This window comes from Limnobacter sp. SAORIC-690, from assembly GCF_002954425.1.
Classification (GTDB): Bacteria; Pseudomonadota; Gammaproteobacteria; order Burkholderiales; family Burkholderiaceae_B; genus Limnobacter; species Limnobacter profundi.
Map to the genome: position 1 here is coordinate 762,854 of NZ_MQVZ01000001.1, position 25,908 is coordinate 788,761.

General features: G+C 54.8%; 23 protein-coding genes and 1 pseudogene. 15 read left to right on the forward strand and 9 right to left on the reverse strand.

Annotation, left to right across the window (positions count from 1 at the left end):
- Nucleotides 1-96: 96 nt before the first annotated feature.
- Entirely contained in the window at nucleotides 97-912 is an 816-nt protein-coding gene (locus BSZ31_RS03595) for a class III extradiol ring-cleavage dioxygenase (protein ID WP_168426831.1), read from the forward strand.
- 15 nt (nucleotides 913-927) lie between these two features.
- Here the strand turns inward: BSZ31_RS03595 and BSZ31_RS03600 are convergent, their stop codons facing one another.
- From BSZ31_RS03600 to senA, 3 genes are all read right to left on the reverse strand, one after another.
- Entirely contained in the window at nucleotides 928-1,518 is a 591-nt protein-coding gene (locus BSZ31_RS03600) for an NUDIX hydrolase (protein WP_105027596.1), read from the reverse strand.
- Nucleotides 1,519-1,580: 62 nt separating this feature from the next.
- Entirely contained in the window at nucleotides 1,581-2,513 is a 933-nt protein-coding gene (locus BSZ31_RS03605; protein WP_105027597.1) for a ZIP family metal transporter, read from the reverse strand.
- Between the two features lie 96 nt (nucleotides 2,514-2,609).
- A complete protein-coding gene (senA, locus tag BSZ31_RS03610; RefSeq protein ID WP_240605635.1) occupies nucleotides 2,610-3,800 on the reverse strand; it encodes a selenoneine synthase SenA in 1,191 nt (396 codons plus the stop codon).
- Nucleotides 3,801-3,850: 50 nt separating this feature from the next.
- On the opposite strand from senA, the gene BSZ31_RS16675 reads away from it, so the two are divergent.
- The 5 genes from BSZ31_RS16675 to BSZ31_RS03635 all read left to right on the forward strand — a co-directional run bounded on the left by BSZ31_RS16675 (nucleotide 3,851) and on the right by BSZ31_RS03635 (nucleotide 6,855).
- Entirely contained in the window at nucleotides 3,851-4,819 is a 969-nt protein-coding gene (locus tag BSZ31_RS16675) for a hydrogen peroxide-inducible genes activator (RefSeq protein ID WP_168426832.1), read from the forward strand.
- Nucleotides 4,820-4,911: 92 nt separating this feature from the next.
- Nucleotides 4,912-5,619 carry a FadR/GntR family transcriptional regulator gene (locus tag BSZ31_RS03625; RefSeq protein ID WP_105027598.1) on the forward strand — a complete coding sequence of 236 codons (708 nt, stop codon included), beginning with the start codon at nucleotides 4,912-4,914 and terminating at the stop codon, nucleotides 5,617-5,619.
- 25 nt (nucleotides 5,620-5,644) lie between these two features.
- Complete coding sequence (locus BSZ31_RS17015; protein WP_206018542.1) at nucleotides 5,645-5,989, forward strand: hypothetical protein; 345 nt, start codon at nucleotides 5,645-5,647, stop codon at nucleotides 5,987-5,989.
- On the forward strand, nucleotides 5,970-6,227 hold the full coding sequence (locus BSZ31_RS17020) for a hypothetical protein (protein ID WP_206018543.1): 258 nt from the start codon (nucleotides 5,970-5,972) through the stop codon (nucleotides 6,225-6,227). Before BSZ31_RS17015 ends, BSZ31_RS17020 begins: the two co-directional genes overlap by 20 nt.
- Before the next feature lie 40 nt (nucleotides 6,228-6,267).
- On the forward strand, nucleotides 6,268-6,855 hold the full coding sequence (locus BSZ31_RS03635) for an NnrU family protein (RefSeq protein ID WP_105027599.1): 588 nt from the start codon (nucleotides 6,268-6,270) through the stop codon (nucleotides 6,853-6,855).
- 66 nt (nucleotides 6,856-6,921) lie between these two features.
- Here BSZ31_RS03635 and BSZ31_RS03640 read toward each other — a convergent pair whose 3' ends face one another.
- Nucleotides 6,922-8,196 carry a putative Na+/H+ antiporter gene (locus BSZ31_RS03640; protein WP_105027600.1) on the reverse strand — a complete coding sequence of 425 codons (1,275 nt, stop codon included), beginning with the start codon at nucleotides 8,194-8,196 and terminating at the stop codon, nucleotides 6,922-6,924.
- A 169-nt stretch (nucleotides 8,197-8,365) separates the two neighbouring features.
- Here BSZ31_RS03640 and BSZ31_RS03645 point away from each other — a divergent pair, with 169 nt between their 5' ends.
- Nucleotides 8,366-10,546 carry a TonB-dependent receptor domain-containing protein gene (locus BSZ31_RS03645; RefSeq protein ID WP_205882453.1) on the forward strand — a complete coding sequence of 727 codons (2,181 nt, stop codon included), beginning with the start codon at nucleotides 8,366-8,368 and terminating at the stop codon, nucleotides 10,544-10,546.
- Nucleotides 10,547-10,562: 16 nt separating this feature from the next.
- Here BSZ31_RS03645 and BSZ31_RS03650 read toward each other — a convergent pair whose 3' ends face one another.
- Nucleotides 10,563-11,105 carry a response regulator transcription factor gene (locus BSZ31_RS03650; protein WP_105027601.1) on the reverse strand — a complete coding sequence of 181 codons (543 nt, stop codon included), beginning with the start codon at nucleotides 11,103-11,105 and terminating at the stop codon, nucleotides 10,563-10,565.
- The gene (locus BSZ31_RS03655; RefSeq protein WP_105027602.1) at nucleotides 11,102-12,421 is read right to left on the reverse strand and encodes an ATP-binding protein; all 1,320 of its coding nucleotides are present in this window, start codon (nucleotides 12,419-12,421) and stop codon (nucleotides 11,102-11,104) included. Before BSZ31_RS03655 ends, BSZ31_RS03650 begins: the two co-directional genes overlap by 4 nt.
- Nucleotides 12,422-12,559: 138 nt before the next feature.
- On the opposite strand from BSZ31_RS03655, the gene BSZ31_RS03660 reads away from it, so the two are divergent.
- Nucleotides 12,560-14,620, forward strand: coding sequence for a TonB-dependent receptor (locus tag BSZ31_RS03660; RefSeq protein WP_105027603.1), 2,061 nt, complete (start codon nucleotides 12,560-12,562; stop codon nucleotides 14,618-14,620).
- Nucleotides 14,621-14,623: 3 nt separating this feature from the next.
- Here BSZ31_RS03660 and BSZ31_RS03665 read toward each other — a convergent pair whose 3' ends face one another.
- Nucleotides 14,624-15,529 carry a LysR family transcriptional regulator gene (locus BSZ31_RS03665; RefSeq protein ID WP_105029726.1) on the reverse strand — a complete coding sequence of 302 codons (906 nt, stop codon included), beginning with the start codon at nucleotides 15,527-15,529 and terminating at the stop codon, nucleotides 14,624-14,626.
- A gap of 129 nt (nucleotides 15,530-15,658) precedes the next feature.
- Here BSZ31_RS03665 and BSZ31_RS03670 point away from each other — a divergent pair, with 129 nt between their 5' ends.
- The 5 genes and pseudogenes from BSZ31_RS03670 (at nucleotide 15,659) to BSZ31_RS03690 (ending at nucleotide 21,944) form a co-directional block, all read left to right on the forward strand.
- Nucleotides 15,659-16,117, forward strand: coding sequence for a (2Fe-2S)-binding protein (locus BSZ31_RS03670; RefSeq protein WP_105027604.1), 459 nt, complete (start codon nucleotides 15,659-15,661; stop codon nucleotides 16,115-16,117).
- A gap of 12 nt (nucleotides 16,118-16,129) precedes the next feature.
- Nucleotides 16,130-18,337, forward strand: a complete 2,208-nt coding sequence (locus BSZ31_RS03675) for a xanthine dehydrogenase family protein molybdopterin-binding subunit (protein ID WP_105027605.1) — start codon at nucleotides 16,130-16,132, stop codon at nucleotides 18,335-18,337.
- A gap of 12 nt (nucleotides 18,338-18,349) precedes the next feature.
- A pseudogene (locus BSZ31_RS03680) lies at nucleotides 18,350-19,371 on the forward strand (XdhC family protein).
- A 13-nt stretch (nucleotides 19,372-19,384) separates the two neighbouring features.
- On the forward strand, nucleotides 19,385-19,978 hold the full coding sequence (locus BSZ31_RS03685) for an NTP transferase domain-containing protein (RefSeq protein ID WP_105027606.1): 594 nt from the start codon (nucleotides 19,385-19,387) through the stop codon (nucleotides 19,976-19,978).
- 37 nt (nucleotides 19,979-20,015) lie between these two features.
- Nucleotides 20,016-21,944 carry a triacylglycerol lipase gene (locus BSZ31_RS03690; RefSeq protein ID WP_105027607.1) on the forward strand — a complete coding sequence of 643 codons (1,929 nt, stop codon included), beginning with the start codon at nucleotides 20,016-20,018 and terminating at the stop codon, nucleotides 21,942-21,944.
- On the opposite strand, the gene BSZ31_RS03695 is transcribed toward BSZ31_RS03690, so the two are convergent.
- Entirely contained in the window at nucleotides 21,941-22,960 is a 1,020-nt protein-coding gene (locus BSZ31_RS03695; RefSeq protein WP_105027608.1) for an HPP family protein, read from the reverse strand. The two genes, BSZ31_RS03690 and BSZ31_RS03695, sit on opposite strands and share 4 nt — an antisense overlap.
- Before the next feature lie 126 nt (nucleotides 22,961-23,086).
- On the opposite strand from BSZ31_RS03695, the gene BSZ31_RS03700 reads away from it, so the two are divergent.
- Both BSZ31_RS03700 and BSZ31_RS03705 read left to right on the forward strand, forming a co-directional pair.
- The gene (locus tag BSZ31_RS03700; RefSeq protein WP_168426833.1) at nucleotides 23,087-24,103 is read left to right on the forward strand and encodes an acyltransferase; all 1,017 of its coding nucleotides are present in this window, start codon (nucleotides 23,087-23,089) and stop codon (nucleotides 24,101-24,103) included.
- Nucleotides 24,104-24,207: 104 nt separating this feature from the next.
- On the forward strand, nucleotides 24,208-24,450 hold the full coding sequence (locus BSZ31_RS03705; protein WP_105027609.1) for an AbrB/MazE/SpoVT family DNA-binding domain-containing protein: 243 nt from the start codon (nucleotides 24,208-24,210) through the stop codon (nucleotides 24,448-24,450).
- Between the two features lie 243 nt (nucleotides 24,451-24,693).
- Here the strand turns inward: BSZ31_RS03705 and BSZ31_RS03715 are convergent, their stop codons facing one another.
- Nucleotides 24,694-25,905, reverse strand: coding sequence for a lipase family protein (locus BSZ31_RS03715; RefSeq protein WP_105027610.1), 1,212 nt, complete (start codon nucleotides 25,903-25,905; stop codon nucleotides 24,694-24,696).
- Nucleotides 25,906-25,908: the final 3 nt, after the last annotated feature.

Consider the following 25,908-nt stretch of genomic DNA (forward strand, 5'->3'; position numbering starts at 1 on the left):
ACAGATAGTTTCGACGAGTCATACAAAAAAGTTACCTCGATCTTGAAAGATAGTCGCGTTAATCTAGGTCAACACGATGACAGCTGCACTTCGACCATGAGCACAACCATTCATTCAATTTTTATCAGCCACGGCGCACCCACTTATGCACTGGAACCCGGCCTGCCCGGCCAAGCCTTGGAAACCTTGGGACAACAACTGCTTGCCCAGGACACGCGCGCACTGATTGTACTAAGCCCCCATTGGCGTAGCGGCAAGCTGGCAGTGACCAGCCACGAAGCGCCCGTGATTGTTCACGACTTTTATGGTTTTCCAAAACCGCTGTACGAACTGAAACCGGAAATTTGCGGTGCGCCTGAACTGGCATCGCAACTCACCGCTCATTTGGCTGCAAAGGGCCTGGAAGCTGGACTGCGCCCACAACAAGGTTTTGATCATGGGGCTTGGGTGCCCTACATTCACCTGTTTCCAAATGGTGGACCACCCATGTTGCAACTCAGCATGCCTGCGGACTGGAATGGCGAAACTGCATTGAATATTGGTGCCTTGGTGGGTGAATTTGCCCGCCACAAGAAAGCGGTGGTGATTGGAAGTGGCAGCTTGACGCACAATTTTGATGACATGGACATAGGCGCCGCCAAGGCAGGAAGTGATGCGCAGGCGCAAAACCTGCCTTATGTGCACGAATTCAATACATGGGTTCAGGAACGTTTACAGGCGTGCGACAGCAAGGCGATTGCGCGCGCAGAATTTGAAGCGCCACACTTTGCACGGGCCCACCCTGACGACGACCACTACCTGCCCCTGCCTTTTGCCATGGGTGCAGCGGCGAACAACTTCAAGGTCAATGTGCTGCCCGAGGATGTGCGTTACAAAGCCCTGTCGATGCAAAGCTTTGCATTCACCGCTTAACCTGGTCGGCTAATATCAAGACAGTTGAGTGGCACTGCAGTTGATGGTCTCTGGCAGCACACCGTCTTGCAAGGCTTTTTTCAGCGACTCAACACCCCGACCCCACAAAGGTACCTGCGTGGGCTGGCCCTGCACGGTGGGCACAGTGGGTCGATCTTGCCCGGCTTCGCTGTATTGATTAATGGCGCGCACCAGATCAAGGTGACGCACCCACACCCACTGACTGCGTTCTATGTCCACACACTGGCGGGTTTGAGCGATGTCATCGACGGATTTGAAAGGCACCTGCGCTATGTACAGATGAAAAGGCACACCGGGCGAGATGGAAGGGCCCTTGAGCTGACCGATGTCGATGTCAGCACTGCTGTATACGCAATTGGATTCTTCGGTGAACTCTCGAACAGCAGTTTGTGCGGACGATTCGCCTTTCTGCGCGCTGCCGCCCAAGGTGGCCCAAGCGCGGCGCGTGGGGTGCGGATCAAATGCCATTAAATGCACAGCCTCGCCAGCGACACAACTGTAGGCGATCAGCCCGGCGGGCGGCGCGTTGCTCGATGAGCAGGCAACTAGCGTAAACAACAGCGGCACTACAAACAACAAACGCATGGTGAAAGCAATCCTGAATGTGGAGTGCTCATTATTACCTGCTTACATGACACCTTGCGAGATCAGGCACCCATCCAACCCAATGCGATGGCAGTAAGCACAGTGGATACACCGGCCGTGTAAATTGTTTTCAGTTTTCCAGTCATTTTGATGCTCTCCGGAATCATTTCATTGCAAACCACAAATGCCATGGCACCCGCGGCGAAAGCCATTGAAGCGGGCGTACCCATGGCCCATGAATCGGCCGTGATAACCCCCAAACCAGCGCCCAGTGGTTCAACCAACCCTGTGGCCAATGCAGCCAGCGCAGCAAGCGCTTTGTGCACGCCAATGCTCCACAAGGCTGTGGCCACGATCAAGCCTTCGGGAATGTTTTGCAAACCGATCGAGAATGCCGCGCCGGAGGCACCGTTCAGGTTGCCTGCACTGGCACCCACTGCAAAACCTTCCGGTACGTTGTGCAAAGCAATGGCAATGGTCATCAGCAAGGCCATGCGCAGGCGTTGATTGCCCGCCATTTCCGGGCCTGCCACGGGGTGTTCATGCGGCAGGGTTTGGTCAAGCAATGTCATCACACCGTAGCCTGCTGCTGTGGCCGCCAGCACCACCATCAAAGCGCCTTCCGTTTGAATGGCAGGGATAAACAGGGACATCACCGCTGCGGCGGCCATCATGCCGCCTGCGATCGCGATGAACAAACCCAAGCCTTTGTCATCAATTTTTTTCATGACCAGCAACGCCATGCCGCCAAGGCCGGTGGCCGCACCCGCAATGGCCGAGAACTCGACGGCCTGAAGCTTGGAGGGGCTCGCCGCAATGTACTGAACCGCAGCCCAGGCCGCAGGTGCGCCTTGTGTGACGATGAGGTACAAACCCAGCGCAACAATCAGAATGCCGAGCACGCCACGCACAGCGCGAAACGCACGAACGGCGTCCAGCCCAGCTTGGCCGGCAATGTTCAGACCCACAATTTTGGTCATTTGATGAAAACTCATGGCGGGCTCCTGTGCTTCAAAGGCTTGAATACACCATCAGTTTGCCCCAGAGCATATTATTCGTCTAACGGATAATTTCTTTGAAGTTAATCGTTTTTACCGATCAATGGCACAGGTTCTGAAGCCGGACAACACGTCTTGCCGGTCCGGTTGAAAATAGTTGCGGTATTTGGGGTGAACCATTTCGGCAGAAGTGGCCCAACTTGCACCCTTCAGTACCTTTCGATCATGAAACCAGGGTTTGGAGTAATCGACGTAAGGGTGCATTTTGAACCCGTCGAAGGGAAGGAAGGTACTGGCTGTCCATTCCCACACCTGCCCCCACTGCATATTGGCTTGTGTGTGTGCGGCGTATTCCCATTCAGCCTCAGTGGGCAACCTGCGGCCCGCCCACTGGCAATACGCCTGGGCATCCAGCCAACTGATGTTCTCGGCCGGCGCACTCAGCTTGAGCGGTGTTTTCTGACCATAACCCAGGTTAATCCAGCCATCGTTTTCAAATGCAACAAAGGCAGGCACAGGGTGTTGGGTGGCCTGGACAAATTCAAGATACTGCGCCCAGCTGACCGGACGTGAATCGATGGTGAATGCCTGTATCTGAACCACACAGGCGGGTACTTCGTTGTCGAATGCGAAACCCTCGCCTTGCCAGCCCAGAGTCCACCGGCTGGCCGGCAGCTCGAGCTGAACCAAGTCGCCGCACTCCTGAACGCCGGGCCTGCATGCATTGTGGGGGCGCAATGGAATATTCAGCAACTTGGCCATGAAGACCGCGGCTTCGTTGTGCATTTGTTCATGCAACACACACAGGCGGAAAAAATAAAGGTACTGGTCGGCATTGCCGGGGTCGCTGGCACACAACGCATCAGCCTGCTCCAGCAACTTCAATGTGTCGCGCAACGAGGCGGCCAGATACTCACGGGTGCCCTGCAAATCGGGCAAACCGATTTCCCAGCGGGTGTCATGCGCGATGGTGCTTGAATTCAGACGCGCATCGGCATTGAACAGGCGAGACTCCAGCTTGGGTGCATCGGGATTGCACTGCACACCCAAGGCCCAGTCAGGGTTGCGGGCCAGCCACCAGTCTTGAAACCAGGCCACATGACACAATTCCCAGAGCGGCGGGTTTAACTCGGGGCGGCATGGCACTGTGCACTCATGTCCCAGAGCATTCACGTAGTCCTCGAGCAAGCCCAAGGTGCGCTCGCGCGTGCGCAACAAAGCGTCGCGAAGAAATGCGGCGTTCGCTGTTCGGGCCAACTGGGCTGGATGGATGCGGCTGTTCACAAAGGTACTGCGGTGGTGTGGATACACTAAGTGTACGACAAGTGGCTACAATGAAAGCAATCGGAAATGTCGATCAAGAAGGAATGAACACACTGAACACCCAAGCCAGCTCCCTTTCATTGAAGCAACTGAGCTATTTGCTGGCCGTTGCTGAAACACTCAACTTCACCCGGGCGGCCGAGCTGTGCTTTGTCACGCAATCTACTTTGTCAGGCGGGATTGCCGAACTTGAGCGCACATTGGGTGTGCAATTGGTAGAACGCGACCGCCAGCGGGTGGCACTGACGCCAGTGGGTGTAGAAGTGGTGGAGCGTGCACAAAGTATTTTGTCGGCCAGCCGCGACCTGGTGGCGCGCGCGCAAATGGCAGCCGACCCCGCCAGCGGAGAATTCCGGCTGGGCATCATACCGACCATTGCGCCCTTTTTGCTCGGTGCAATTTTAAGCAAAACCAGAACCGGCTTTCCTGATTTGATACTACGCGTGCGCGAAAACCAAACCGCAGCCTTGCTTCAAGAACTGGAACTCGGCGAGCTGGATGCCGCGCTGATAGCCCTGCCCATCGATTTGGGCAAACTGAAGGCTTTTCCGCTGTTTGAAGAACCCTTGCGATTGGTCGCCCACAGGAATGACGCCCTGTGTAAAACCACGGGTGTACGCCTGCGCGAGGTGGACACTCGCCGCCTGCTGTTGCTTGAGAAAGGCCACTGCCTGCGTGACCACACCGTATCGGCTTGCAGCGCCAAACAACGGGAAGCGAACAACAACGACAGCAATCCGGTTGAGGCCAGCAGCTTGGCCACCATGGTTCAGTTGGTGAATTCGGGCCTGGGCTGTGCCTTGTTGCCTGACATGGCCATACAGGCCGGTTTGCTGCATAAAACCGAAGTGAAACAGATTGAACTGGCTGCGCCTTTGCCCAGCCGAGAAATTGCCTTGGTGACCCGCAATAGCCACCCCAAACTGCACTTTATTAAAACGGCACTTTGCCCCTTGTTAAAGGCTTGTCAGCCGGGGTAAACGGCAAACCACTTCAATTTGCATCACTTAGAAACTAACTGGTATGATCAGTTGACCAGTTAAACAATCCTTGCCCTCCAGTTCTGCAAACCATGGAAAATATTCAAAAAATTTCGATCTCTGAGCAGGTTTACATCCAGCTTCGTGATCGAATTCTTAAAAAGGTATTACCAGTTGGGGCTGAATTGCCCTCTGAGCGTGAGCTATCTGAAACCCTTGGGGTGAACAGAGGTGCCGTGCGCGAGGCAATCAAGCGTTTGCAACAGGCCAGACTGGTTCGGGTACGCCATGGTGGTGCTACACAGGTTGAGAACTTTGAAGCCGAGGGAGGCCTTGAACTGCTGCCAAGCCTGATGGTAAGTGCACAGGGGCAAGTCAACCTCGAAGTGGCCCGGGGAATCGTAGCCTTGCGCAAGGCTTTGGCGCCAGTGGTGGCTGGGCAAGCAGCAGTGCACGGCGGCAAGGCATTGGCCGATGCACTTAAGCCGGTGATTGCCAACATGCAAACCACCAGCGAACTGCCAAAACTTCAGCAACTGGCCTTTGATTTTTGGGCCCTGGTGGTGCAAGGCAGCGGCAATGTGGTGTTCAAGCTGGCTTTCAATTCCATGAATCAAACCTACCTTGCGGCCTGGAACACGCTGACCTTGGTAATGCAGGACGAATTTCGCGATGTAAATACGCTGGCCCAGCTTGCGCAGGCCATCGAAGCCGGGGAACAACGGCGTTGCGAGGTGCTGGCCCGGCAACATGTGGAACTGGGCAGCCGTGCATTGAACGCTGCGCTGGGTACCGCGTAACACCTATCTATATACGGAGACACACATGCTGGGAATTCCTTTGGGTCTGTTGACCGCCAATGCTGTGGAATGGGGCATGCACAAATACGTGCTGCACGGCTTGGGAAAAAAACGAGGTACATTCTGGGCCTTTCACTTTCACGAGCACCACAGGGAAGTGCGTGAACATGGTTACTACGACCCGAACTATGAGCGCTTTCCGCTCGGGATGCATGCACAGGGCAAAGAAGCCTGGGCCTTGATTGCCAGCGCCGTGGCAGTGGCACAGCTGTTTCCGGTGGCACCTTTTTTTGTAGGCACTCTTTGGTACAGCAGCCTGAATTACTATCGGGTTCACAAAAAAAAGCCATATGAACCCAGCCTGGGGTGAGCAACGCGTGCCCTGGCACTTCGACCACCACATGGGCAACAACCCTGGCGCCAACTGGTGCGTCACCCGCCCGTGGTTTGATTACATCATGGGCACCCGGGTGTTTACCGAAGGTGGGGTGCGTGAAGACAATGTGCTGGGTTTTAAACAAATTCCGGCCTGGCTTGAACGTTTGCTGCCCAAGCCCGAATCACTGGGCACCTTCGCACCAAAACCGGCAGCACGGCGCGCAGCGTAAGCCTGTGACATAATCGGTTCACTACAAAAAGGAGAACTGAATGGGCTTGTTGATATTGGTCGCCGGGTTGGCGCTTTTTTTGGGCATGCACGCGACTCGAATTCCAGACGACCAACGCCGGTCGGGCATGATCGCGAGACTTGGCAAAGGCAAGTACCGCGGCATTTACACAGCCGTTTCTATACTGGGCTTGGTGCTGATTGTCTACGGATACGGCCAGGCCCGGCTTGACCCTGTTTTTGTGTGGAATCCGCCCGCGGCCATGCGCCACATCGCGGCACTTCTCATGCTGGTGTCTTTCATCATGTTGGCGGCTTGTTATGTGCCCACCAACCACATCAAGGCCAAGTTACTGCACCCCATGACCTTGTCTGTAAAAGTGTGGGCGCTGGCGCATTTGATCGCCAATGGCACGCTGGCCGATATTATTTTGTTTGGATCATTTTTGGTGTGGGCGGTGTTGCTGTTTAAAACCGCACGCAGGCGCGCCATTCCCATGGGTTTTGCGGGCGACGGCCCCACCAAAGTGGGCACGCTGATGACCGTGGTGGTGGGTGTACTGGCTTGGCTGGTCTTCGCGGCTTGGCTGCATGTTCATTTGATCGGTATTAGCCCGTTCAGCCGATAAGTAACTGGCGTTAAAAAAAGCCCCTGTGTGTTGCGCACAGGGGCTTTTTATTGAACCTCTACTGGTTCACAGATACCAGAAGCAAAGTGCCGCGACCGCCGTGGGCCCGAGGGCCCCGGCAAGCAAGCCTCCAGCTGACACGGCTTCGTCAGGGAATTGGCGCTTGAGCAGTGACAAACCCGCTGGGTTGGGCGCATTGGCAATCACCGTAAGGCCGCCGCCCGCCACCGCACCAGCCACCAGGGCATAGCGGAAACTTTCTGAGGTGCCCTCAATCAGCGACCCCAAATAAGTGAGCGCGGCGTTGTCAGTGATCGCTGTAAGTGCCATGGCTGCAACGAACAACACGCCATCGTCCAGGTCGCTGACCGCAGGCTGCAACCACCATTGTTGCATGCCACCCAGTACCACAAGGCCCGCCAGGAAGAACGCCACCAGCAAACCTTCCTTCAACAACAAGCGGGACTGGAAAGTGTTGTATGCGGCCGTAAAACCCAGGAAAAACAGGAAAATGCCCAAGAACACGGCTGGGTGATGCGCAAACAAAACCACCGCACCCAAAAAGGCCAAGTGAATGACCATGGCCCACCAGGGCACTGGCGCCAGCGGCTGGCCGTCTTCACCCAAGGCCTCGGGTTTTTTGACTTCGGCGCCCAAATGTTTGGCAGCGAAGAAAATAAACACTGTGGCATTAATGAATACGCCAATAGCTGCCTTCCAGCCAAAGTTGGCCAGCATGAAGGGGGTATCCCAGTTCCAGGTGGCAGCCACCATCAATACAGGTGGTGCAGCAAAGGAGGTGAGTACACCGCCAATCGAGATGTTTACAAACAAAACACCCAGGCCCCAATAGCGGATGAAATTGGGCACAGTCTTGGAAAACAGCACGTCGCGAAGCAGCAAGGCCGCCAAGGTCATCGCGGCTGGTTCAGTAATCAAACTGCCCAGCAAGGGCACCATGAACAGGCCCAGCCAGGTGAAGGCAACACCTTTGTTCACGGGCATCAAACGGGCCAAACCCTCTACCAGCAAACGGGAGGCATCCAGCACCGGGCGGCTTGCAGCCACCACCATAATCACGAATACGAACAAGGGTTCGGTGTAATGGCGGGTATCCACATACTCCACGGCTGAATCGAGGTTGACTGAAAAAGCCATGGCGATGACCAAAAACAGGGCCCAAATGCCAAATACCGCTTCAACCTCGCCTAGCAGGTGAAACAAGCCACTGTGGTGTTTGCTGTGGTGAGCCAAGCGTTCAAAGTAGCTGGCCGAAAAAGTGTGAATAAGCGCGCCGGCAAAAAGAAAGGCGGCAATCCATTGAATGGTGGTTGCTGTCATGTCGGGGTCTATTTTTGTGAAGGTTAATCAAGCGATCTGATAGAGGGAGCCTATCACGCCATTAAAGTTCCCCGTATTACGAATATTTTCGGGAAAAGTTCCCTTGGAAAGTGCGCTGTCCAGTTCCTACACTTACTTCAGAACATAAAAGAACTCGGAGAGGTAGGACATGGGTACATTCAAAAAAACAGCAATCACCAGTGCGGTGCTGATCATGTTGGGGCACGGCGGCTTGGCCTTTGCGCAAAGCAATGCATTGCCAGGCGTCGAGGTGTCGGGCAACAGTATCTTGCCTTCCAATATTGAAAATTTACCCGGCTCGTCGAACGTGCTGACTCGGGAAGACCTGGACAAACGCGAGCCCTTTTCCATTCTGGAACTGGTTCGAGAAGTACCCGGTTTGCACGTGGTGTCTGAGGACGCTGCGGGCACCCACCTGAATATTGGATTGCGCGGGCTGAACCCAAGACGCAGTTCCCGAACACTGCTTTTGGAAGACGGTGCACCCACTGTATTTTTTGCGCCCTATGGCGACCCATCTGCACATTACTCCACACCGCTGGAGCGACTGGAGCGCGTAGAAGTACTGAAAGGATCGGGTCAAATTTTGTATGGCCCGCAAACGCTGGGCGGGATGATCAACTTCGTGACGAAACCCGTACCGCGAGACGGTTTTGAAGGTTCCGCAAAATTGTCGGTGGGCAATGAAGGCTACCGGGGTGCACACCTGAACCTTGGAACCGGTTCGGAACAAGGCGGCATCATGATTGATTTGCTCAAGCGCCAAGGCGACGGCATTCGCGCACAGCATGAATTCGATGTACAAGATGTAACCATCAAGGGCCAGTTGAATATCAACAGTGCACACACCCTGACCGCGAAGTACACCCGGTTTGAAGAAGATTCGCTGTTCAGCGAGACCGGGCTTACCGCACAGGAGTATTTGCGAGACCCCTATTCGGTGCCAGGCACCGAGGGCGAACGCTATCTGATGGACCGCGACACCATTCAGTTGATTCATGGCTGGCAATTGGGAGAACGTGCCCGCCTGACCACGCAGGTGTACCACACCAAAACTGACAGAACTTCTTTGCGCTCGCGCGAATTTGAATCGGCCTTTGACCCCATGGACCCTACCACGATTGGCTTGGGTGAGCTGGAAACCGAATTTGCAACAAGGCCGCGTCAATACGATGTGTTCGGCATTGAACCGAAGCTTGAATTCACCCATTCTGCTTTTGGTGTACCCAGCGAAACCATCATCGGCATGCGCTACCACACGGAAGACATTGACCGTAAGAAATTTGAATTCGACAACTTCGCCGACACCACACCCGAGGCAGATGAACGCCTGCTGGCCGATGTGGAAGCCACTGCATTTTTTGCACAGAACACCTTCTTGATAGGCGACTGGACTTTGACCCCCGGCGTACGCGTGGAGCAAATTGAACAGACCAAGGTGCTGTTTTCCGGTGTGCCAGGTACAGCCAATTTTCAGCAGGAAGACATGTTGGACACCAGCGAAACCGAGACCCTGCCCGGCATTGGTTTTACCTGGAACGGACTGGAGAATGCGACAGTATTTGGCGGCGTACACCGCGGCTTTGCCCCGCCCCGCCCAGACCGCGACATTGAAAACGACATGCTTCAGCGCGTGACCCCCGAGCTGGCCACTGTGACTGAGTTGGGCATTCGCGGCAATGTGCGCGCAGGCTCCTATGAAGCAACTTTCTTCAACCTGGACATTGAAGACATTGTGGTGAACTCAGGCGGTTTTTTCCGAAATGAGGGTGAAGCACAGCACACCGGGTTTGAGTTGGCGGGTCGATTCAATCTGGGTGAATTGTTCAGTGAAAAGGCCAATCCGTTCTTTGTCAGCATGGCCTACACCAACCTGTTCACCGCTGAATTCAAAAACTCGGGCGTGGTGGGTGGTGAAGGCGAAGATGGATACGGTACTTACCAGGCGGGCAACCGCTTGCCCTACGCCCCAAAGCACACCCTGGCTTTGAATTTATCGTATGAAACTGAACAATGGAATGCCAGGGTTGGCGCAACGCATGTGAGCAAACAATTTGCCAATACCGAGAACTTTGGCGGCACCGAGCCCCTGGGCTTTTGCCCCAATGGTGAAGACCCTGCAAACGACCTGTTCTGTGGCCTGTTCGGAGAAATTGAAGCTGTCACCTTGCTGAATGCGTCCATCAGCTTTGCACCGGCGGGCAGCAATATCAGCTACTTCCTGAACGCAGAGAACCTGACGGACAAGCAGTACATTGCTGCGCGTACCAACGGCATTCATCCAGGGAGGCAACGGCAGGTGGTGGCGGGGATTAATGTGAAGTTTTGAGACTGCGACAAGACATCTAGCGCCCCACAGGCCGCTTTGCCAGCTTGCGCTGCAAAGTTCGCCTGTGCATGTTCAACGCACGCGCAGTGGCCGATACATTGCCTTCGTGCTCGTTGAGCACCCGCTGAATGTGCTCCCACTCCAGGCGGGAAACCGACATCGGTTGAAAGTCAGAAGCTTCGTCGTCATTTGAAGCAACACTGCCTGAATCATCGTCCAAAGCCCGCAACACCGCAGCACTGTCCGCGGGCTTGGCCAAATAATTGTCAGCACCCAGCTTAATGGCCTGTACGGTGGTGGCAATGCTGGCGTAGCCGGTCAGTATCAAAATATTGGCACTGGGCTGCAAACTCCGTAGCTGCGTGATCAACTGCAAACCCGATTGCTCGCCCAAATTCAAATCAAGCGTAATGTCGGTGAATTGCTGTTGCCCGGCAGCAAGCAGGGCCTGCTCCTTTTTGAATGCCACATCGGTCTTGAAACCCTTGCGTTCAAACGACAAAGCAAGGGTATTCGCAAACACCTCGTCATCGTCGACAATCAAAATCGAGCGCGTCATTGCGAGAGCACCGGCAAGCTTAAACTGGCGCAAACGCCGGGGTTCAGGTTGCGAAGGCTCAGCTTTCCGCCTTCACGTTCCAAGAGGTTGGCCAGTAAAAAAAGGCCCATGCCTTGCCCATTGGCTTGAAACAACTGTTGCCCGATTTTCGGCAATAACTCAGCATCAATACCACCGCCCGCATCATTCACAAAAAGGGTCAGGCTTTCGTGATCACATTGCATGCCCACCTGGAGAGGGTCTCTAACCGAGGCTCGCTGCTGGCTTTGCGCAGCATTGTCCAAGAGCGTAATCAAACCCAATTCAAGCAACTCTTTGCGTACTTTGAATTCGCCTGCAATAGAGGCAATGCTGGGCATCAAGCGCACTTCATGTTGTGGGTTGCGGGTTCGCCAAATACCCAATGTGTTCTGAAGCCATTCGCTGGGCTTGATCATTTGCGCATCGGCATTGTGGCGTGGGTTGACCTCGATTTGATCCCGAAGCTGGCCCAGGGTGTCGGTGATGGATTGAACCTGGGCACTGAGAACATTCATTTCCCGCACCTGCGCGTGCATGGCGGGGTCGTTTTTCCAGTCTGAAACAATGGTGGCAATGGTCGACACTGGCGTGCCCAACTGGTGTGCAATGGAAGCAGCCTGGTTGCCCAGTGCCGCCAAACGCGACTCACTGGCCAAACGTTGCTGCGCGCGCCCCAAGGCTTGGTCGCGGTTGCGAATCGACGAACTCAAACGCGCCACAAAACCCACCAAAATCAACACGCTGACCAAAAAATTCAACCACATGCCCACCAGGTGAAAGTGAACCCCATCGTCGGGATTGGCCAACACCAGGGGAATGTAATTGCCCATCAACACTGTGTAAGCCACCACGCTGAAAAGGGCAAGAACGGCAACTTGCGCCCAAGGCAGCAAAGCCGCAGCCAAGCCCAGAAGCGGCAAATAAAGTGACACGAAGGGATTGGTCACGCCACCCGTGAAATAAAGCACAAAGGTGAAGGCGGCCAGATCGGCAAACAACTGGGCAGCCACTTCAAAGCTGCCCACCGAATGCCCCTGACGCAGGCGAATAAAAGTGATGACATTGAGTAAAACCAGCGCACCCAAAATGACTGTCAATACCGGCCAGGGAAGACTGACATGCAACAGCAAGCCGACCACCGCCAACAGCACAACCTGAGCGGCCAGCGCAAGCGTACGCATCCACATCACTGTCACCATTTGCTGCCGGCGAACGGACAAATCGCTTTGGTCCATCAAGCCTTCAGTCCAAAGGTGCATGAAGGGACGGTGGTCGGGAAACAGGCTTGTTTTCATGCTCACATTCTAAGTGGCTTCTTGCTTCGCTGCCTTGAAATTGTGAGGTGTGCAGCCCGGCTGCGACAATATGCCGCATTCTCGCAGTGCAGGCCGTGGCGTATAAAGCGTGCTGGTTGATCTTGCCCGGACTATGCGATGCGCGCTCATGCTTCTTTCAAAATGACTACCTTGTCTACAGGCCTGCTGTTGGCTTTTGCACCACTGGCTCAACCGGTGTTTGCAAACCCGGCACTCAGCAGCGTGGAAGTTCAGGCCCAACGCGAAGCACTGAGCGCAGCCAGTGTGCAAGTGGCCAAACAAAAGCTGAACCAGACAGCAGGCGGCACCGCAGTGGTTGATGCTGAAAGCTTTGAAGCAGGCAAAGCAGTGACCATTAAGGACATGCTGGACTTTACGCCCGGCGTATTTGCGCAAAGCCGGGTGAATGAAGAAGCACGGCTGAGCATTCGAGGCTCGGGCCTGTCGCGCACCTTTCACATGCGTGGCATACGTCTTTTGCAAGATGGTATTCCAATTAACCTGGCAGACGGTGGCTCGGATTTTCAGGACATCGACCCATTGGCCCTGCAACACGTTGAAGTGTACAAAGGAGCCAATGCCTTGCAGTACGGTGCGGCAAACCTGGGCGGGGCCATCAACTTCGTCACGCCCACCGGCTACACCACACCCAACAGCGTTTTGCGCCTGGATGCTGGTAGCCATGAATTTGCGCGCGCGCAATTTAAAACCGGCGATGTGCTGGGCAACTGGGATTATTTTGCATCGCTCTCGCAATTGCGTTCTGACGGGTTCCGGCAATTCAGTGGGCAAAAAAATACCCGTTTGAACGCCAATGCAGGTTTGAAGATTTCACCTCAACTGGAAACCCGGTTCTATGTCATTCACGGTGACCTGAACCAGGAGTTGCCCGGCAACTTGACCAAGGCGCAGTTGCAAAGCAACCCCACACAGGCCAATGCCGCGTCGGCGGCTGCGAATTCTCAACGCGACTTTCTGATTACCCGCCTTGCCAACAAAACCACCTGGATTTCGCCAACAGGCGTGGAGTACAACGCCGGGGTGTATGCAGTGGACAAAAACCTGTACCACCCACTGAGTTTTGGTTTGATTGACCAGCAAACCCGTGATGTGGGCACCTTTGGCAACCGGATTGCACAAGGTGAATTATGGGGTTTGCGGCACCACACCACCTTGGGTTACAACCTGGTGCACGGCATCACCGAGGCGCGCATATTCAACCATGTTCGCGGCGACCGAATCAGCCTTCGAAGCCATGAAGACCAGAAAGCCCACAACATGGAGCTTTACGGAGAAAGTCGCCTGCACCTGACTGATTCCGTGCAATGGATCAATGGCCTGCAATGGACCTACGCCAAACGCACGGCAGACGATCAGTTTTTAAGCGATGGCGATGGAAGCTACCAACGCCGCTACGCGCAGTTCAGCCCGAAAACCGGCTTGCTTTGGCAGGCCAGCGAGGCTGTGCAGGTGTACGGCAATTTGAGCCGTGCGTTCGAGCCACCCACATTCTCTGAAACAAGCCCCACGCGTGCACTGGAGGCGCAGGAATCGACGACGTTTGAATTGGGTACCCGCGGAGTGACCCAAGAAATTCGCTGGGACATCAGCGCCTACTACAGCCAGTTGAACAATGAGTTTGTGAGTTACCAACTCAACCCGCTGGTGCCGGGCCTGAGCGCAATTCTGAATGCAGACAACACGGTGCATCAAGGTATGGAGATTGGGCTTGCCGGGCCTTTCACGCGTGATTTGCTCAGGGCTGGCGATACTTTGAACTGGCAACTGGCTTACACCTTTGGCCGATTCCGTTTTGACAATGACCGCGTGTACGGCAACGCCGCCATACCGGGAATTCCGGAACACTATGTGCGGGCCAAACTGGACTACTCCAATACTTTGGGCTGGTCCCTGTCGCCCAACATTGAATACGTGCCGCAAGGCTACTTTGTGGATTTGGCGAACACACTGGCCTCAGACCCCTACCTGCTAGTGGGCTTGAATGCATCGTACAAATTCAGCGACACACTGCGCGTGTTTGTGGATGCCCGCAATTTGACAGACAAAGTGTATGCCGCCACCACGGGTGTGATTGTGAATGCCAATGGGGCGGACTCGGCGCAGTTTTCGCCGGGTGAAGGCAGGAGCATTTACGCGGGCGTTGAGGTGAAGTGGTGATGCTTATGCGCCACGCACTTTGGTCACCATGTCGATGAAAGCGCGTAACTTCAGTTGCGCTTGCGTGCGTGCTGGAAAGTACAAATACAGACCTGAGGTTTTCGGAATGAACTCGCTCAGCACAGGCACCAGGCTGCCCTCTGCCAACTCGCGCTCTACCTCGTACTGCGCCACATAGGCCAAACCCAAACCCTGGCGTGCAAAGTTGATCAGAATATCCCGGTTGTTCACCACCACCGGGCTTGGCAAGTCTACAAAAAACTGCCGCTTGCTACGGACAAACTCCCAACGGTGAAAGGTACCGCTGGTCACGAAGCGGTACATGATTGCATCGTGTTGCTGCAAATCCTCAGGCTTTGCAGGTTTGCCATGGCGCTTGAAATATTCCGGGCTGCCCACCACATGAAAAGCCAGATCGGGAGTCAGGCGCACGCCCACCATGTCCTTGTCTACCGATTCGCCCAAGCGAATACCTGCATCGTAGCGACCTTCCAGCAAATCGGTCAGGCCTTCATCAATCGTGATGTCCAGTTTCACATCCGGGTACTTCTGGCGGAACTCGGCCACAATAGGCTCGACCAAATAGGTGCAGGCCGATCGTTTCATATTCAGTCGAAGCGTGCCGATCGGCTTTTCCCGAAATTGTCCCAAAGCGGCAATTGCCTCATCAATTTCCTGCGTAGCGGGGTTCAAACGCGAGAACAATGCCTGGCCTGCTTCAGTCAAAGCCACTTTGCGGGTAGTCCGCTGAAACAACACCACGCCATGGCGTTCTTCCAGCACCCGAATCGCCTTGCTCACCGCTGTGGGCGTAATGCCCAGCTGCGCGGCCGCCAATGTAAAACTGCTGTGTTCGGCCACGGTTAAAAACACCGGGATGCCATCAAGCAAGTCTTTATCGAGCACCATGAAAAACCCCCATTGTGAACCAAATGTTAATAACCAATACACCATATCCGCCTTTATCTTGATAATCAAGGGGGCTAGACTGTAGGAATAGGTGCACTGCAACATTTTTTAGAATACCGGAGGTGATGAATGGTTGATTTTGTATTGAACGGCAAAGCCGTCAGTGTGAATGTGGATGGCGACACGCCACTGCTTTGGGTGCTTCGCGACGACCTGGACATGACAGGCACCAAATTTGGTTGCGGCATGGGCCTTTGCGGCGCTTGCACAGCGCATGTCGATGGCGAGCCTGTGCGCAGTTGCTCCACACCAGTATCAACCGTTGCGGGCAAAAAAGTTAGCACCATCGAAGCCATGCAAAACGACAAAGTCGGCTCGGCCGTTCAGGCAGCCTGGCAAAAGCTCGACGTAGTGCAGTGTGGTTACTGCCAGTCAGGGCAAATCATGTCGGCCACTGCTTTGCTGGCCAGCAACCCGAAGCCCACCGACGACGACATTGATGCAGCCATGGCAGGCAACGTGTGCCGCTGTGCCACCTATGTGCGCATTCGCGCGGCCATTCACGAAGCCGCCAAAACATTGGCTTAAGGAGAAATATTCATGAGCATTGTTACCAAGGTTTCTCGTCGCGACTTCTTGAAAGCAGGCGCTGGTTTAACACTCGCAGTCAGCATTCCCTCTGTATTTGCCAACAACAAACTGAAAGCCGGTGGCCCAGGCCTGGCTGGCAGTGCGGTTGAAGCAGGCAACTTCGCCCCCAATGCCTTTGTAACCATTGGCAGCGACAACACAGTTACTGTTATTTCCAAACACCTGGAAATGGGTCAAGGCGTGTACACCGGCCTTGCCACCCTGGTGGCCGAGGAACTGGATGCCGATTGGTCCACAGTCAAAGTGGAAGGCGCAGGCGCCAGTACAAAGCACTACAACAACCTGTTCTGGGGCGCGCAAGGCACTGGCGGCAGTACCGCAATTGCCAATTCATTTGAACAAATGCGCACGGCGGGCGCCACCGCCCGCGCCATGTTGGTAAACGCCGCAGCTGCGCAATGGAAAGTACCTGCCCGTGAAATTACGGTGAGCAACAGTGTTGTGTCGCACGCGAAAAGCAATCGCAAGGCCACTTTTGGCGAGTTGGCCGAAGCGGCCAGCGAGCAGACTGTGCCGGGCGAAATCAATTTGAAAGACCCGAAAGATTTCAAACTGATTGGCAAAACAGCACCCCGCAAAGACAGCACTGCAAAAACCAATGGCACCGCGATGTTTACGCAAGACATGAAATTGCCAGGCATGCTGGTGGCTGTAGTTGCGCACCCGCCCAAGTTTGGCGGCACCGTGAAGAACGTAGACGACAAAGCAGCACGTGCTATTGCAGGTGTATCGGATGTGGTCACCATTCCCAGTGGTGTAGCAGTGCTGGCGACCAATTACTGGACTGCAAAAAAAGGGCGCGACGCACTGAACATTGAATGGGATTTGTCCACGGCTTACAAGGGCAGCAGCGAACAAATTGCCGTCGACTACACCAAGCTGCTGGGCAAACGCGGCACCGTTGTTCGGCAAGATGGTGACACCGAAAGTCAATTCGCGCGCAGCGAACGAACTGTTGAATCCGACTATCACTTCCCTTTTCTTGCGCATGCCTCAATGGAGCCTTTGAACTGCCTCATTAAACTGGACAGGGACAGCGCCGAGGTGTGGAACGGCGAACAAATGCAAACAGCCGATCAGGCCGCTGTGGCCGGGGTGCTGGGCCTTGACCCCGAAAAAGTGAAACTGAACATGCTGTATGCTGGCGGCAGCTTTGGCCGCCGAGCCAACCCGCAAGCTGATTACCTGGTTGAAACCGCCCACATTGTGAAAGCCATTGGCGGCAAAGCGCCGGTGAAACTGGTGTGGAGCCGGGAAGACGACATGAAGGGCGGCTACTACCGCCCGGTGTACGCGCACCGCTTGCGGGCAGCCTTGGGCAAAAATGGTTTGCCGGTGGCCTGGGAAAACCGCATTGTGGGCCAGTCCATTGCGAAGGGATCGCCCTTCGAAGGCTTCCTGGTGAAAGACGGTGTGGATGCCACTTCTGTGGAAGGTTCATCCAATCTTCCTTACCAAATTCCGAACATGCTGGTGGATTTACACACCACCAATGAACAGGTTCGCGTACCCATTCAGTGGTGGCGTGCAGTGGGTTCCACCCACACCGCCTATGCCACCGAAGTATTTGTTGATGAACTGGCCGTTCAAGCCAAACAAGACCCGGTTAAATATCGGGCCACCCTGTTGACCAAGCGCCCCCGCCACGCAGGTGTACTGAAACTGGTGGCTGAAAAAGCCGGTTGGAACAAGCCGCTTGCGCCTGCAGGTGACGGTGCCAAACGCGGACGCGGCATTGCTGTGCATGAATCATTCAATAGTTTTGTGGCACAGGTTGTTGAAGTAACCGTTCAGAAAGACGGGAACTTCAAGGTAGACCGCGTGGTGTGCGCAGTAGACTGCGGCGTGGTGGTAAACCCCGACGTGGTGGAAGCGCAAATGGAGGGCGGAATTGGGTTTGCCCTGGCCGCTGCACTGACTGGTGAAATCACCTTGAAAGACGGTGAAGTTCAGCAGTCGAACTACCACGACTACCCAGTGTTGCGCATCAACGAAATGCCCAAGGTCGAAGTGCACATGGTTCAGTCTGGTGAAAAGCCAACCGGTGTGGGCGAACCCGGGGTTCCACCATTGGCACCGGCATTGGCCAACGCCTTGTTCAATGCAACCGGCAAGCGCATTCGCAAACTGCCGATTGGTGAACAACTGAAAGCGTAAAGGAGCAGCAACATGGAAAGTCTTGATCTTGAAGTGTTGCAGCGCGCGCACCAGTGGCTGGAAAATGGCCACCGCGTGATGCTGGCCACAGTGGTGCGCACCTGGGGCTCTTCCCCCAGGCCACCGGGCTCGTTGCTGGCGTTGCGCGACGACGGCCATGCCCTGGGCAGCGTATCCGGTGGTTGTATTGAAGACGATTTGATTGACCGCCTGTTGAACAAGGACGGCTTCCCGTTACAGCCCCAACTGGTGAGTTATGGTGTGGGTGCAGAGCAGGCCCGGCGCTTCGGCTTGCCCTGTGGCGGCACCATGGAGCTTGTGCTTGAACCCCTGGCTGCAGCCAATGAATTGACCGATTTGCTGAACGCATTGAAAGCAGGAAAACTGGTGCAGCGCAGCCTGAACATAAAAACAGGCGAACGCAAACTGGAGCCCACCCACCCCGAGCAGGGTTTGGTGTTCGATGGCACCACCCTGATCAGTGTATTCGGCCCACGCTACCGTTTGTTGCTGATTGGTGCAGGCCAACTTAGCCAGCAACTGGCGCGCATGGCCGTGGCACTCGACTTTGCTGTCACCGTGTGCGACCCACGTGAGGAATACGCCGATGAATGGAATGAGCAGGGCACCACGTTGACACGTGAGATGCCCGACGATGTGGTGCTTGCGATGAAACCCGACGCACGCATGGCCGTGATTGCATTGACCCATGACCCCAAGCTGGATGACCTTGCTTGATGGAGGCCCTGCAAAGCCCTGCATTTTATGTGGCAGCGCTGGGTTCGCGCCGTAACAACGAAACCCGCCGAGCCCGCCTGCTGGAGTTCGGCGTAAGCGAGGAACAGGCGGCAACCTTGCGCGGCCCCGCGGGTATTTATATTGGCAGCCGTACACCGGCTGAAATCGCTGTTTCAATTGCCGCCGAACTGGTGGCCATGAAAAACGGCGTTGCCGGCGACAAGGTGTTGAACGTGGCACAAGCCAAAGCCGCGCTTGAAGTGGCTGCTGACACATTGAGCGCCTGCGCAAAATGAAAAAGCCCAGGCCATGATTCAGGGTATTTTGCTGGCCGCAGGCCAGGGCCAGCGCTTTGACCCCAGCGGAGAAAAGGACAAGCTGCTGCAACTTCGTCCCGATTCTGGCAAGCCTGTGTTGTGGCACAGCGGCAGCACCATGTGCAAGGTGCTGCCTGGCACGCTGGCTGTGATTCAAGGCCACCAACCCAAGCGTGTGCACTGCCTGTTCGATGCAGGCTGCGAAGTGTTGATCAGCCCGGAAGCACAGCACGGCATGGGCAGCGCCTTGGCCGCGGCAGTGAGGCATTGCCTTGAGAGAAAGCCTGGCACCACCGGATTTGTGATTTCACTGGGAGACATGCCTTGGGTGCCCGTTGAAGCTGTTGCACGGGTGCATGCTGAACTCTTGAAAGTGAGTACACAAGAGTTGCATGCTGTGGCGCCATACTTTCAAGGCAAGCGCGGGCACCCAGTGGGGCTGACGCGTGCATGGGCAGGTTCTCTGATTGCTTTGCAAGGTGACGTGGGTGCAAAACATTTGCTGCGCGGTGCAAAAATGATTGCAATTGATTGGCCAAGCGCCGATGTGTTGCAAGACGTGGATGTGCCAGAGGACCTCGCGTAGAATCAGGTTCTTCCTTCAAGGTAAGCGCAGTACGCCCATGTTCAACTTTACCCTTCTCGCCACTACCACTCTGCTTGCACTGTCCGTGTCGGGCTGCGCCATGGTTAGCGTGGGGTCAGTCAGCTCGGAAGATTACCTGTCAGCGCGCCGGGGCGATGTGCTCACCACCGGCCAACTCAGCGCATCCGCGCGTACAGCCCTTCAGGTGGTTGGCACCAACGAGGGGCGTTGCAACACCAATATTTCTGAATGCAGAAAATTGCTGATTGCCTCCATCGGCCTAAGCGATGAACAACGCCTTTCCACCATTTCCGAACTGTGGCTGCAGGAAGCCCTGCAAAACGAAGAAGCGCAGAAACTGGAACCCGCCAACGATGCGCTGAAAGCCGCCACCCTTTCCGCCTACCTTGAAAGTGCAAAGCACGCCTACGCTTACCTGTTTTTCACCGGCAGAACGCCCGACCTGCGCGCACTGGAAGACCGGCAAGCCCAAGTGCGCGACTACTACAATTTTTCAACCCAGCAGGCTGTGGTGGGTTTGTTCAACCGCTACCGTGATCAATTGGAGCAGTCTGTTTCGCAGGAAAAAACTTACCTGCTCGACTTTGCCCCCTGGCAGGTTAGCGGCAACACTGCGGGCATCAGCTTAAGCCACAAGGGCCAATTGCCCAATGAACTGCTTGCGGCGTCATCACTCACCTTCAAGGGTTTGCGCAATCAGTACCGCCGTGATGGTTTGGGTGCTGAATTGGTGGCCGTGTTTGCCGACAGCGTTGTGAAACGGGAAGACGAAAACAAGCCTTGGAGCGAAACACCCTTCCCTTCTGTCACCGTGATGTTGCACTTTCCTGGCAACAGTGTTGAATCGGTGCTGGAAGGCAAACGTGTAGAACTACAGGGTTTTGATCCTCACCGGAATTCGAGTGTAGATGTTCGCGGCATACGTGTTCCCTTGGCTGCCAATTTCACGTCAGGCTATGGGCTGTGGCTTGCCCGATCAGGCTTTGCGCAAGAAAGTTTGCTGTCGCTGATTGGGCGCAGTGAAACATTGGACAAACCCCGCATTTATTTGATGCAACCATTCGACCCCAACCGCCGTGTCATCTTGATGCTGCATGGCCTGGCCAGCAGCCCGGAGGCCTGGGTGAATGTGGCCAATGAAGTGTTGGGCGACGAAGAACTTCGCCAGAATTTTCAGATTTGGCAGGTGTACTACCCCACCAATTTGCCGCTGCCATTCAACAACCGCGAGATTCGTGAAGCAGTGAATGCCACGTTAAAAAACTTTGATCCGCAAGGCAAGCGAAGGGCCTCCACAGAAATGGTGTTGATTGGCCACAGCATGGGTGGCGTGTTGGCACGGCTGATGGTGTCGAATTCGGGCGACCAATTGTGGGAATCGGTGCTGGACCGATACAACATTTCAGAACAACGAGAAAAAAGACTGCGTCAGAAAATTGAACCCTTCGTGATATTCGATGCCATGCCGCAACCCACGCGCGCCATTTTCATTGCAGCTCCGCACCGCGGAACCCCCTATGCAGAAAATCGTTTTGCGCGTTTTGTGTCGGGGCTTATTCGTTTGCCAGCCACCGTGCTAAGCCGGGTGACTGAGATTGGTCAGCTGTTGGTCAATCCCGATGAAGCATCGAATGAACCCTTGGTGGATTCTTTCAACAGCATCAAGAACCTCAGTGACCAAGACCCGTTCGTGCGGGAGTCTTCCAAATTACCGATCTCAAGCAAGGTGACCTACCACTCCATCATGGGCAACGACACACCCGGCGTTATTCTTGAGGCCAGCAGCGATGGTGTGGTGCCCTATGCCAGCGCAAAACTGGAGGGTGCAGCCTCAGAACTGGTGGTGAACTCCTGGCACAGCGTGCAGGAAACGCCCGAGGCCATTGTTGAAGTGCGCCGAATTCTTCACGAACACCTGAACCGGCTACAAGAAAGCCAACGTTAATGCGTGGCTGCTTTCACTGGCAGCCAGCGACCGTCCTGCAACACCACCTCGTAGCGCGCCCAGCGCTTGAAGGCCTCGACATTGCTCAAACCGGTTTCATACAAATCGGCACCGGCCACATTCTTGTAAATCACTTGTTGCCCGGCCTCGCCCTTGTAAGGCGTGGTTAATGACATGTCCAGCAACTCGCGCACGCACCAGCGATAACCCACTTGGCCATTGCTGTAGAAAGCGCCCACGGTCAGGGTTTGGGGGTGAGTGCTTTGCTCATCGGCATGCTTGGTGGCATATTCGAACAGCTCGGCCAACACATCTGCGCTCACGTCCACATAGGAATCCATGCGGGCAATGGCGGCGGCAAAATCCTCGTGGGTGAGGCTGGCTCCAGTTTCCGACAGGGCCTCAACGGGCATTTTCTGCTTGCGTGCAAAATGGTTGGGGTAGCGCCGCCAGGCAAACAGCGCATTGAAACTGACCGCCACAAACAAAATAGCCAGGGTGTTCAACAGCACCGGGTTGATCATGTACCAATAACCCAGGTTTGAAATGGATTCACCACCCAACACGGCGGTGAGCGCTGTGGCCCCGCCCGGCGGGTGAATGCAATTGGCCCAGTACATCACGCCCACCGCCAAACCTACCGCCAAAGCTGCGGCCAAATAGGTGTGCGGAATGTAACGCGCACAGGTAACGCCAATGAGTGCCGACACGAAATGCCCACCCATCAGCGCCCAAGGCTGCGACAAGGTGCCGTGCGGCACGGCAAACAGCAACACCGCTGTGGCACCCATGGATGCGACCACCAAAATTGCATCGGTGCCCTGCACCACAAAACTGGACACCCAACACACCATCAAGATTCCCAAAAAGGCACCGAGACCAGAAATGGCTTTCTCGCGGGGGCTGGTGGAATTGGATTCGAAGCCAAGAATCGACCTGGTCACGGACAAGGCGCGCAAAGCCCGGATGGAGAGTTTCATTTTTGGAATCAACAGGTTTGTGTGCAACAAGCCCATGATGATACGCCTGTAATACGTGATAAAGCACCAAGTTGGTGCAGTTCAGACCAATCCATTTCTACCCGCATCGGTTGTGGCAACTCGCTTTATACTTCGCACTTGCCCATTCCTTCTGCATGCCCTGTGCGCAATTCCACCATCGACCTGCTGAAAGCCCTGGCCTCACAAATTATTGTGGTTCACCACCTGTTGCTGTACACACCCATGTCACCGGTACTGCAAGCCAACTGGCCCGGTTTGCTCGGTTTTATTGCCGACGAGGGTCGCTATGTGGTGCAAATTTTTCTGGTCATTGGCGGCTTTTTGGCGGCCCAGTCCATGTTTAGCTTGCTGGGTAAGGCACGTGATGTGGCGGTTTGGCCCCTGTTCAAAAAACGCTTTTTACGCCTGGCAAAACCTTTCTGGATTGCCATTGCTGTGGCTGTGCTGTTGAGCTGGCTGGGCGGCAAAATTGCGATGCACCCGGAAGTATCGGATTTACCAGGCTTTACCCAACTGCTGGCCCATGCATTCTTGTTGCACGACATTGTCGAAGTGGAGGCTTTGTCGGCCGGGGTTTGGTATGTGGCAATCGACCTGCAACTTTACGCAGTGTTGGTGTTGATGGCGTGGGTGAGCCAAAAAACCGGCGGGCTGAAATTGCTCGAACCCCAGCAAGGATTGTTGCTGCTGGCAATTGCCATGACCCTCGCCTCTTTGTTGGTGTGGAACAGAAATGCTGAACACGACGAATGGGCCTGGTATTTTTTCGGTGCCTACGGCTTGGGCGTTGCCGCCCATTGGGCTGAACGTGAAGGCAAAGTGGTTTGGGTCAGCTTGCTGATTGCGGGTATGCTGGGCATTGCACTGTGGGTTGAATGGCGCGAGCGCTTGTTGCTGACGGGTGTAACAGCTTTGCTGTTGATGAACAGTGATCGTATTGAAAGCTTGGTCAGTGTGATTGTTCAAGGCCCAGTGCGCTGGCTGGGCGATATTTCGTACTCGGTTTTTCTGATTCACTACGGCATTGCCGTGTTTGCAAGCTCGGTGGTGATTGCCTTGGGCTTGAGCAGCTTTGCAGAGATGTTGACCGCGTTTTTGCTGACGTGGGTGATTAGTGTTGCGGCGGGGTGGGTGTTGTATTGGGGGATTGAGAAGTAAGGTTGTTTTCCCACCTGAGGTGCGCCCTTCTCCGATAAAATTCATTTGACAGGCAAAACTCCTTACTCCACAGCAAGGAAATGATATCAAGGGATATATCAATCATGGCTACAGCTTCAGTAACATCCAAAGGGCAAATTACAATTCCCGCTGGGGTGCGCGCTGCGCTCGGACTGGAAACCGGCAGCAGAGTTGAATTTGTTGAAATAGAGAAGGGAAAGTTTGCAATTGTTGCAGCAACAAATTCCGTGCATGCCCTCAAAGACATGTTGCGCAAACCGTTATCACCTGTAAGCATCGAAGATATGAACTTGGCGATTGCCAAACAAGGGGCCAAAGCCCGATGATCGGCTTTGATACCAACCTACTGGTCCGCTATATCGCCCAAGATGATGTCAAGCAACTCCCATCGCTACCAGACTAATTACACCGCTTACAACAGAAAACCCTGGATTTATTTCTCAAGTTTCACTGGTTGAATTGGTGTGGGTTGTGCAAAGCTGCTACAAAGCATGGCGGGTGCCAGCACTGTGTTAGCTTCGACACCCATGCCATCAAGACGGCGGGATTTAAACCTGTTTGATTTAAAACTAACCCCGCTGCGCTTTCAACATGGCCTGTTGGGCCCGCCCAGCCATTTCCGTGCTGAACTGGTCAAGAATCCAGTGCAGGGTTTGAATGGTGAGCGCTGTGCCGCTGATCGGTGCACGCCCCAGAAAATCAAGCATGGAATTCACAATGGTGAACACATCCTCAGCCAGTAGCTTGCTGGCGTTTGCGGCTTTCACCAACACTTCTGAAAGCAGATCTGCCGCTGTAACGGCAAGGCTTATTCCACCCTGCACGGTGACCAGGTAGGCGTATCCCATTGAGCGCAACACCTGCTCTGTCAGCTTGCCCACCAGGTCGAGCAGCTTGGCATTGAACATGCCACCGCCACCCAGTTTCGCAAACTCTCGGGACAAATCGGTGTATTGCGACAAGCCATGCGGCATCGGAGAAAAATCGCTCCAACTGCTGCTGTGGGCCATTTTGGAATAACCGCTGTGCAACAGGTGCGCATCAATACCCACCTTCTCGCCATGCCGCAACAAAAGCTCGGACTGCCCGCGAGACCCATGCATGTAGGGAAACAAAGGCACCATGGGCACTGGGTCGCAGGGGTTAGCGATGCGCCGAATTTGGCCGGGTGCAATTTGCTTGGTGATGTCTTGCGCATAACTCACAATACCCACGCGCGGCGCGCCAATGGTGTACAGGCATACATTGAAACCAGCATCGCGAAGCATGCAGGCATTCAAATTGGCCAAGGCACCACCTAGGCTGTGGCCCATGCAGTGAATGGTACTTGGCCACTTTGCACCACTTTGCGATACAAAACTGACCAACTGGCTTTGATAGCTTTTGAAGGTTTTCAGGAACCCACGGTGAAACACATTGCCGCGTGGGCCAATGCCATAGCCGATGTTTGCGTTGGTTGCCAAATCGAATTTGTTGTGCTGGAAGTTGGTGCCGCGTGTGACAAGAACGAGCTCGTTGGCGCGACTGCCAGTACCGTGTGCAACGAAGCCGAAACCGCTGAGGAGGTCGATGTTGAAGAGGCCGGACTTGGCATGAAATAGGGTAACAGTTGAAGTGTCGGCACTACCTTTTCGGAGTCGTAATCTTTTAGCGATATCGTCTGCCGCCGCAACTGCTACCTCTGCAACAGACTGTTTTGGATTTGCTGTCTTGTGGCCTCTAAATGCTACGTCAGTGGCATATGCAACATCGGACAGAAAATGAACATGCTTTGGTTCCATCAA

Coding starts and splice junctions, on each gene's coding strand:
- BSZ31_RS03660 (WP_105027603.1), top strand. CDS start 12,560: ATGCGCGCTCATGCTTCTTTCAAAATGACTACCTTGTCTACAGGCCTG.
- BSZ31_RS03640 (WP_105027600.1), bottom strand. CDS start 8,196: ATGACAGCAACCACCATTCAATGGATTGCCGCCTTTCTTTTTGCCGGC.
- BSZ31_RS03625 (WP_105027598.1), top strand. CDS start 4,912: ATGGAAAATATTCAAAAAATTTCGATCTCTGAGCAGGTTTACATCCAG.
- BSZ31_RS03595 (WP_168426831.1), top strand. CDS start 97: ATGAGCACAACCATTCATTCAATTTTTATCAGCCACGGCGCACCCACT.
- BSZ31_RS03645 (WP_205882453.1), top strand. CDS start 8,366: ATGGGTACATTCAAAAAAACAGCAATCACCAGTGCGGTGCTGATCATG.
- BSZ31_RS03685 (WP_105027606.1), top strand. CDS start 19,385: ATGATTCAGGGTATTTTGCTGGCCGCAGGCCAGGGCCAGCGCTTTGAC.
- BSZ31_RS03690 (WP_105027607.1), top strand. CDS start 20,016: ATGTTCAACTTTACCCTTCTCGCCACTACCACTCTGCTTGCACTGTCC.
- BSZ31_RS03695 (WP_105027608.1), bottom strand. CDS start 22,960: ATGGGCTTGTTGCACACAAACCTGTTGATTCCAAAAATGAAACTCTCC.
- BSZ31_RS03650 (WP_105027601.1), bottom strand. CDS start 11,105: ATGACGCGCTCGATTTTGATTGTCGACGATGACGAGGTGTTTGCGAAT.
- BSZ31_RS03665 (WP_105029726.1), bottom strand. CDS start 15,529: ATGGTGCTCGATAAAGACTTGCTTGATGGCATCCCGGTGTTTTTAACC.
- BSZ31_RS16675 (WP_168426832.1), top strand. CDS start 3,851: ATGAAAGCAATCGGAAATGTCGATCAAGAAGGAATGAACACACTGAAC.
- BSZ31_RS03635 (WP_105027599.1), top strand. CDS start 6,268: ATGGGCTTGTTGATATTGGTCGCCGGGTTGGCGCTTTTTTTGGGCATG.
- BSZ31_RS17020 (WP_206018543.1), top strand. CDS start 5,970: ATGAACCCAGCCTGGGGTGAGCAACGCGTGCCCTGGCACTTCGACCAC.
- BSZ31_RS03600 (WP_105027596.1), bottom strand. CDS start 1,518: ATGCGTTTGTTGTTTGTAGTGCCGCTGTTGTTTACGCTAGTTGCCTGC.
- BSZ31_RS03670 (WP_105027604.1), top strand. CDS start 15,659: ATGGTTGATTTTGTATTGAACGGCAAAGCCGTCAGTGTGAATGTGGAT.
- BSZ31_RS03705 (WP_105027609.1), top strand. CDS start 24,208: ATGGCTACAGCTTCAGTAACATCCAAAGGGCAAATTACAATTCCCGCT.
- BSZ31_RS03605 (WP_105027597.1), bottom strand. CDS start 2,513: ATGAGTTTTCATCAAATGACCAAAATTGTGGGTCTGAACATTGCCGGC.
- BSZ31_RS03655 (WP_105027602.1), bottom strand. CDS start 12,421: ATGAAAACAAGCCTGTTTCCCGACCACCGTCCCTTCATGCACCTTTGG.
- BSZ31_RS03675 (WP_105027605.1), top strand. CDS start 16,130: ATGAGCATTGTTACCAAGGTTTCTCGTCGCGACTTCTTGAAAGCAGGC.
- BSZ31_RS17015 (WP_206018542.1), top strand. CDS start 5,645: ATGCTGGGAATTCCTTTGGGTCTGTTGACCGCCAATGCTGTGGAATGG.
- BSZ31_RS03715 (WP_105027610.1), bottom strand. CDS start 25,905: ATGGAACCAAAGCATGTTCATTTTCTGTCCGATGTTGCATATGCCACT.